We start from the raw sequence: 6,487 nt of genomic DNA on the forward strand, positions 1-6,487 counted from the left end.
GACCCAGCCCGCGCCGCCGGGATCGAGGGCGCTCTGGACGCCGCCGGCCTGCTCACCGCCTGGGTCCACCCCGACCCCGACACCGCCCGCGCCGCCCTGGAAGCCCTCCTTCCCGACGCCCACCTCGTCCCCGCCCCGCAAGGGGCCGCCGCCGAGGGGAACGCCCCCGCCCCCACCCTCGCCGACGTCCTCGTCGCCGAGGACCAGGACCACGTCCCCACGGACGCCATCGACCGCCTCCTCACCTCCATCCCCCTCACCGACACCCCTGTCGCTCCGGGCACCTCCGCCACCCCCGCCGTCCCCGGAGCCTCTCAGACCTCTACCGACCCGCACACCTCCGGCGTCACACCCGTCCTGGCAGCCCCCGACCCCTCTGCCGTCCCCGGCGGCTCCCCGGCCTCCGCCGACCCGAGTGCCCTCGGCGCCACATCCGCTCCAGGCACCCCCGGTCTCCCCGCCGTCCCCGGCGGCTCCCCGGCCTCCACCGGCCCGGGCGCGTCCGACGGAGTGTCCGCCCCAGAGGACCCCGTCACCCCCACCGTTCACATCGGTACCGGCGGGCACTTCCGCCTCGGGGTGCTGGTGGGGGCCGGGCCCAAGGCCGCTCCCGAGTTCATCGGCGCGACCAACCGCGCCGCCCGGCGCCGCGAGCGCCTCGCCGACCTCGACGCCCGCATCGACGCGCTCACCGCCGACCTCTCCGACCTGGAGGAGCGCCTGGGCGCCGCCGCCGACCGGGTCAAGGCGTTCGCGCTGGCCCGCACCGACCTGCCCGACACCGCGCCCGTCGCCCGCGCCCTCAGGACCGTCGAGCACCACGCCACCCTCGTCGCCGGGGCCCGCGCCGCCCGCGAGCAGGCCCGCCTGCGGCTGGACTCGGCCACCGCCGACGTCGACGCCCACCGCACCCGGCTGCGCGCGGCCGCCGCCGAGCGCTCCCTGCCCACCGCCCCCGCCGACCTCGACGCGGTGGCGGCGGCCCTGGACGCGTTCCGCGCCGCCCACCGCGCCCTGCTCCAGACCCGCACCGACGTCGAACGCGCCGAGCACGACCTCGCCGAGCGCACCGCCACCATCGAGCGCCTCACCGAGGCCCACACCGCCGACACCCGCGCCCACGAGGAGCGCGCGGCCGAGCACGCGGAGACCGTCACCCGCCTCCAGGTCCGCCAGGACAGCGTCGACGCCCCCGCCCGCGAGGTCATCGACCGGCTGCGCCGCACCGAGGAAGACCTCGTCCACATCCGCTCCGTCCTCGCCGACCTGCGCGAACGCGCCACCGCGGCCCGCGACGACGTCATCCGCGCCGAGGCCGGCATCGACAGCGGCCGCTCCTCCCTCCTCCTCGCCCTGGAGGCCGTGTTCGAGCACTGCGCGGGCCTGGCCCCGCTCACCCGCCCCGGCACCCGGACCCTGCTGGGCATCGACGGCGACCGCACCTGGCCCGCCCCGGCCCTGTGGCCGGACGCCGAGGAGGCCGCCGACCGCATCACCGCCGCCGTCACCGGCGGCGGCGACCCCGACCAGGCCCTGCGCTCGGTCCTGCCCCCGGGCGCCGCCGACACCCTGGACGCCTTCACCGCGGCCGTCGGCACCGCCCCCGTCGCCGAGTCGACCCTCAAGACCGCGGGCACCCGCATGTCCGAGGCGCTGCGCGTGTTCACCGACGCCCTCGCCGCCACCGCCGACGGCTACCGCATCGACCACGAGGCCGACCCGGGCGGGATCATCACCGTCCACGTCGGCGACGAGACCGGCCGCAACCCGCTGCCCGCCTTCGCCCGCACCGTCGCCGAACGCGTCGAGGAGCAGGACGCCCTGCTGCGCCGCGAGGAGCGCGGCGTCCTGGAGGACGAACTCCTCTCCGCCATCGCCCAGCAGATCCACGAGCGCGTGCGCACCGCCCGCGACCTGGTCCGCAGCATGGACACCGACACCCGTTCGCGGCCCATGACCTCCGGCACCCGCATCGGCATCCGCTGGACCCGCGCCGACCACCTCACCGGCCGCAACCGCGCCGTCGCCGACCTGCTGCGCCGCGACGCCGTGGGCCTGGGCCCCAGCGGCCTGACCGAACTGCGCGGACTGCTGCGCGAACTGATCCGCGAGTACCACGCCGCCCACCCGCGCGCCACCTACAAGCAGGTCCTGGCCGCCGTCCTGGACTACCGGGAGTGGTACAGGTTCGAGCTGCGCAAGGCCGTCCCCGGCCAGGAGGAGGTCCGCCTCACCAAGGCCAAGCACGAGGAGATGTCCGGCGGCGAGAAGTCCGCGGCCATCCACCTGCCCCTGTTCGCGGCCGCCAACGCCCTGTACTCCTCCGCCCGCGCCACCTGCCCGCGCCTGATCGCCCTGGACGAGGCGTTCGCCGGCATCGACGACCGGTACAAGCCCGAGCTGATGGGGCTCACCGTCACCTTCGACCTCGACGTGTTCATGACCGGGCACGACCTGTGGGTGCACTACGACAGCGTCCCGATGGCCGCCCACTACGACATGCACCACGACAAGGCGCTCCAGACCGTCTCCGCCATGTTCATGCTGTGGGACGGCGCCCAGGTCATCGACGCCGACGCCGGGTTCTCCGGCAACGACGCCCTGTCCGCCCACCTGCTCGGCATCACCCCGAGCCGGTTCGTCCCCCTGGCCGCCGAGGGGACCCTCCCGGTCGACCTCGCCGACACCGCCAGCACCACCGACACCACCGACCCCGCCGAAGCCGACTGATCCGGGAGGCCCCCGTGCCCGAGCATCCGCTGAACCGTTCCGCCTACGCCCGCCTGCTGGCCTCCGCCCGGCGGGTCGTGGAGCTCCACAACGGCGAGGTCGAGGGCGGCGCCAGCGTGCCCGAGCCCACCGAGGCCGAGCGCAACGCGATCCAGGGCCTGCTCGGCACCGCCTACTCCCCGGGCGTGCGCACCCTCCGCGTGCCCCTGGCGAAACTCGACGCCGCCCTGCGCCGCTCCCGCAACGAAGGGCTCGTGGACGTGCTGGAGGCCGTCGGGCCGCCCCTGCGCCGCCGCCGCGACGAGGAGCGGGAACGGGAGCGGCTCCGCGAGGAGGTCCTCGCCCCCGCCCTGAACAGCCCGCTGACGGCCCACGACTGGTACCGCAACTGGCTGGGGCGGACCGTCAAGGGCACCGCCACATGGCTCACCAACGAAAAGAAGACCCACCGCCTGGCCCGGGCCGTGCGCATCCTGGAACACGTCACCGCCGACGACCCACCGCGCCTGACCCGCCAGGACCTGGCCGCCCGGACCGCCGGGGACACCAAGGCCCTGGAGCCCAGGACCCCGCTCGCCACCCTCGTCCTGGGGGCGCTGGCCGACCGCACCGGCCTGCCCCGGGCCGACAGCGCCGAGGCCGCCCGCGCCCTCTGGGAGGCCCACGGCGTCATCAACGACGACCTGTCCAGCCGGGTCCTGGTCCTGGGCCTGCCCGCCGCCGGGGCCGGACTGGGGGAGTGGCTCACCGGCGCCGCCGCGCTCGGTGTCCCGTTCCAGGTCACCCTCCACCAGCTCGTCACCCTGCCGATCACGGTGACCGCCCCGGTCGTGTCCGTCTGCGAGAACCCCGCCGTCCTGCGCACCGCCGCCGAACGGCTCGGCGCGGCCTGCCCCCCGCTGCTGTGCACCGAGGGCTGGCCCTCCGCGGCCTTCCACCGCCTGGCCTCCGCGATCCGCGCGAACGGGGGACGGCTCCGCTACCATGGCGACCTCGACGCCGCCGGGGTGGCGATGACGAGGTACGCGATCGCCCGCCACGCGGCCGAACCCTGGCGCATGACCGCCGCCGACTACACGTCCCGCGTCGACGACTCCTTCCCGGAACTGCCCGGGACCGCCGCCCTCGGACCCACCCCCTGGGACCCCGGACTCGCCGAGGCCATGGCCCGGCACGGGCGCGCCGTCCACGAGGAGTCCGTGGTCGACGACCTGCTGCGAGACCTGGCGGGCGACCCGGCCGCGGTTTTGCCCGGGCCGGAGGATGCGCGGTGACCGCTCCGGGCATGACTCCCTGAGCGCGACGCACAGGGAGGGCGGCATGGACGGACACCCATCCCCGCAGGGGGAGCCCGGGCACACCTCCCCGCAAGGCGAACCCGGACACCCCTCTCCGCAGGGTGACCCCGGGCATCCGTCCCCCCGCGGTGAACTCGGACATTCCTCCCCGCAAGGGGAGCCCGGGCACTCATCCCCACAAGGGGAACCCGGCCGCGTGCCCCGCTGGGCCCCGCCCCCGCCCGTCCAGCCCCCCGCCCCCGGGCCGGGCCCCGGCCCGGGCTGGAGCGTCCCGCCCCAGGGCGGCGCCCTCCCACCGCGCCCCGTCGGCCCGCACCCGCACCTGCCCCCGGCGCCACCGCCCCGCCCGCCCTCCCGGAGCGTCTCTCCCTGGCTCACCCTGGCCGTCGGCGTCCTGGTCGGCGCGATCGCCGGTGTCGGCTTCACCCTCCTGTTCACCTCGGTCGACCTGAGCGGACGCCCCTTCGAGACCGCCCTGGACGCCTGCGGCCTCACCGACGACCCCTCCGTCGAGATCGGCGACGAGGGCCGCTCCGTGTTCCTCCAGCACCGCGGGGCCGCCGACTCCACCGGCCTGGAGGACGACGAGCTCGACTGCGTCCTGACCGAACTCCAGGCCCCCGACAGCCTGTTCGTCGAAATGGGCCAGACCCGCGCCCTCGACGGCCGCCGGAGCTTCGAGTGGAACGGCATCGAGGCGACCTGGAGCTACCACCCCGACGACGGACTGGACACCCAGCTGGTCCTGCGCTGAACCACGAGCACTACCCTGGCCGGGCGGTGTCGACCCACAGGGCGGCAACCGCCCGGGGCGGGACGTCCCGCCCGCCCCGGGGAACTCTTCGGGAAAGCCGTACATGAACGCCATCAAGAACATCGCCGACTTCACCGGCCGGTGGTTCGCACTCCTGGTCCTGGGCGGAGCCGTGCTCGGACTCCTGCTGCCCGGGGCCACCGCGCACGTCGCCCCGTACACCCCGCTGCTGCTCGCCGTCATCATGTTCGGCATGGGCCTGACCATGCGCCCGGCCGACTTCGCGATCGTCGCCCGCCACCCCAGGGCCGTCCTGCTGGGCGTCCTGGCGCAGTACACGATCATGCCCATCCTGGGCTGGGGCATCGCCCACCTGCTCGGCCTGCCGCCGCTGCTCACCGTCGGCATGATCCTGGTCGGCGCCGCCCCGGGCGGCACCGCCTCCAACGTGATCGTCTACCTGGCCCGCGGCGACGTCGCCCTCTCCGTGGCGATGACCTCCATCTCCACCATGCTCGCCCCCGTCCTGACCCCCCTCCTCGTGCTGGGCCTGGCCGGGTCCACCCTCCCGGTGGCCGCGGGCGACCTGTTCCTGTCGATCCTGCAGATCGTCCTGGGCCCCGTCCTCGCGGGTCTCCTCCTGCGCATGGCCGTCCCGAACCTGGTCGAACGCCTGCTGCCCGCGATGCCGCTCGTCTCGGTGACCGGCATCGTGGTCGTCGTCGCCGGGATCGTCGGCGCCAACGCGAACGCCGTCCTGGGCACCGGCCTGCTGGTGGCGCTCGCCGTCGTTCTCCACAACGGCCTGGGCCTGGGACTCGGCTACCTGGTCGGCGTGGTCGGCCGACTTCCCGACAGCGCCCGCCGCGCCGTCAGCGTCGAGGTCGGGATGCAGAACTCCGGCCTGGCCGTCGCCCTGGCCACCGCCCACTTCTCCCCGCTCGCGGCCCTGCCGGGCGCCCTGTTCTCCGTCTGGCACAACCTGTCCGGCTCGGCCCTGGCCACCTACTGGGCCCGCCGCACCCCCGAGAAGGAACCCGCCCCGACCCCCTGACCGGCGAACCGGCTACCCGGGCACACCCGCACCCACACCCGCACTCCGAGTCCGCAACCGGACACTTTTCCTCGGGTGACCATATGACGCCGGAGAGTGATTCTTGCCAGGCTGTGGTCATGGCACGCATCCTCTCCGGCCTCCTCGCCCTGTCCCTGACCACGACCGGCGCACACCTCCTCCTCACCCCGCCCCCGCCGCCCGCCCCGGTGGTCCCACCCGCCTCCACCGCGGCGCCCCGCGCCCACCGCCCCCGTCGGCGGCGCGTCCCCGCCCCCCGCTGTTACTTCGACTGACCCCGGAACACCCGGAGCAGCACCTCCCAGGCCAGGCCGCCGCCCACGGCGACCGCCCCGGCCCCGAACAGCCCGCCCAGCCCGAAGCAGAACACCCCCATGAACACCAGCAGGAACAGCGAGGTCCCGACCCCGCTGCCGAACCCGGCGCCCTCGTAGACCCGGTCGGCCGTGGTCGTCGACAGCCACGTGTCCTCCCCGGGCACCAACCGGACGTCGGCGACCCGGCCGGGCTCGCACTCCCGCGAGGACTGCACCTGCACCCCCTCCCGCACGGTCCCGCCCTCGGCCTCGAACGTCCCGTAGCAGATCCGGGTGCTGCTGCGCCCCCGGCACACCTCCTCGTGCGTCACCG

5 protein-coding genes and 1 pseudogene are annotated in these 6,487 nt (G+C 75.4%); 5 read left to right on the plus strand and 1 reads right to left on the minus strand.

What is annotated here, in order from left to right; all coding sequences use genetic code 11:
• From ACJOT3_RS31245 to ACJOT3_RS31265, 5 genes are all read left to right on the plus strand, one after another.
• The coding region (locus tag ACJOT3_RS31245) for an SbcC/MukB-like Walker B domain-containing protein (protein WP_406976726.1) at positions 1–2,730 on the plus strand (2,730 nt) is incomplete at its 5' end.
• A gap of 14 nt (positions 2,731–2,744) precedes the next feature.
• Positions 2,745–4,004: a TIGR02679 family protein gene (locus ACJOT3_RS31250; RefSeq protein WP_406976727.1), complete on the plus strand. Its 1,260-nt coding sequence runs from the start codon at positions 2,745–2,747 to the stop codon at positions 4,002–4,004.
• A gap of 220 nt (positions 4,005–4,224) precedes the next feature.
• Positions 4,225–4,782, plus strand: coding sequence for a hypothetical protein (locus tag ACJOT3_RS31255; protein ID WP_406976728.1), 558 nt, complete (start codon positions 4,225–4,227; stop codon positions 4,780–4,782).
• Between the two features lie 103 nt (positions 4,783–4,885).
• Positions 4,886–5,836, plus strand: a complete 951-nt coding sequence (locus ACJOT3_RS31260) for a bile acid:sodium symporter family protein (RefSeq protein WP_406976729.1) — start codon at positions 4,886–4,888, stop codon at positions 5,834–5,836.
• A 119-nt stretch (positions 5,837–5,955) separates the two neighbouring features.
• Positions 5,956–6,132: a hypothetical protein gene (locus tag ACJOT3_RS31265; protein ID WP_406976730.1), complete on the plus strand. Its 177-nt coding sequence runs from the start codon at positions 5,956–5,958 to the stop codon at positions 6,130–6,132.
• On the opposite strand, the pseudogene ACJOT3_RS31270 reads toward ACJOT3_RS31265, so the two are convergent.
• A pseudogene (locus tag ACJOT3_RS31270) lies at positions 6,120–6,487 on the minus strand (hypothetical protein); the annotation flags it as partial. The gene ACJOT3_RS31265 and the pseudogene ACJOT3_RS31270 overlap by 13 nt on opposite strands.

The organism is Nocardiopsis protaetiae (genome assembly GCF_045446735.1).
GTDB classification, from domain to species: Bacteria; Actinomycetota; Actinomycetes; order Streptosporangiales; family Streptosporangiaceae; genus Nocardiopsis; species Nocardiopsis protaetiae.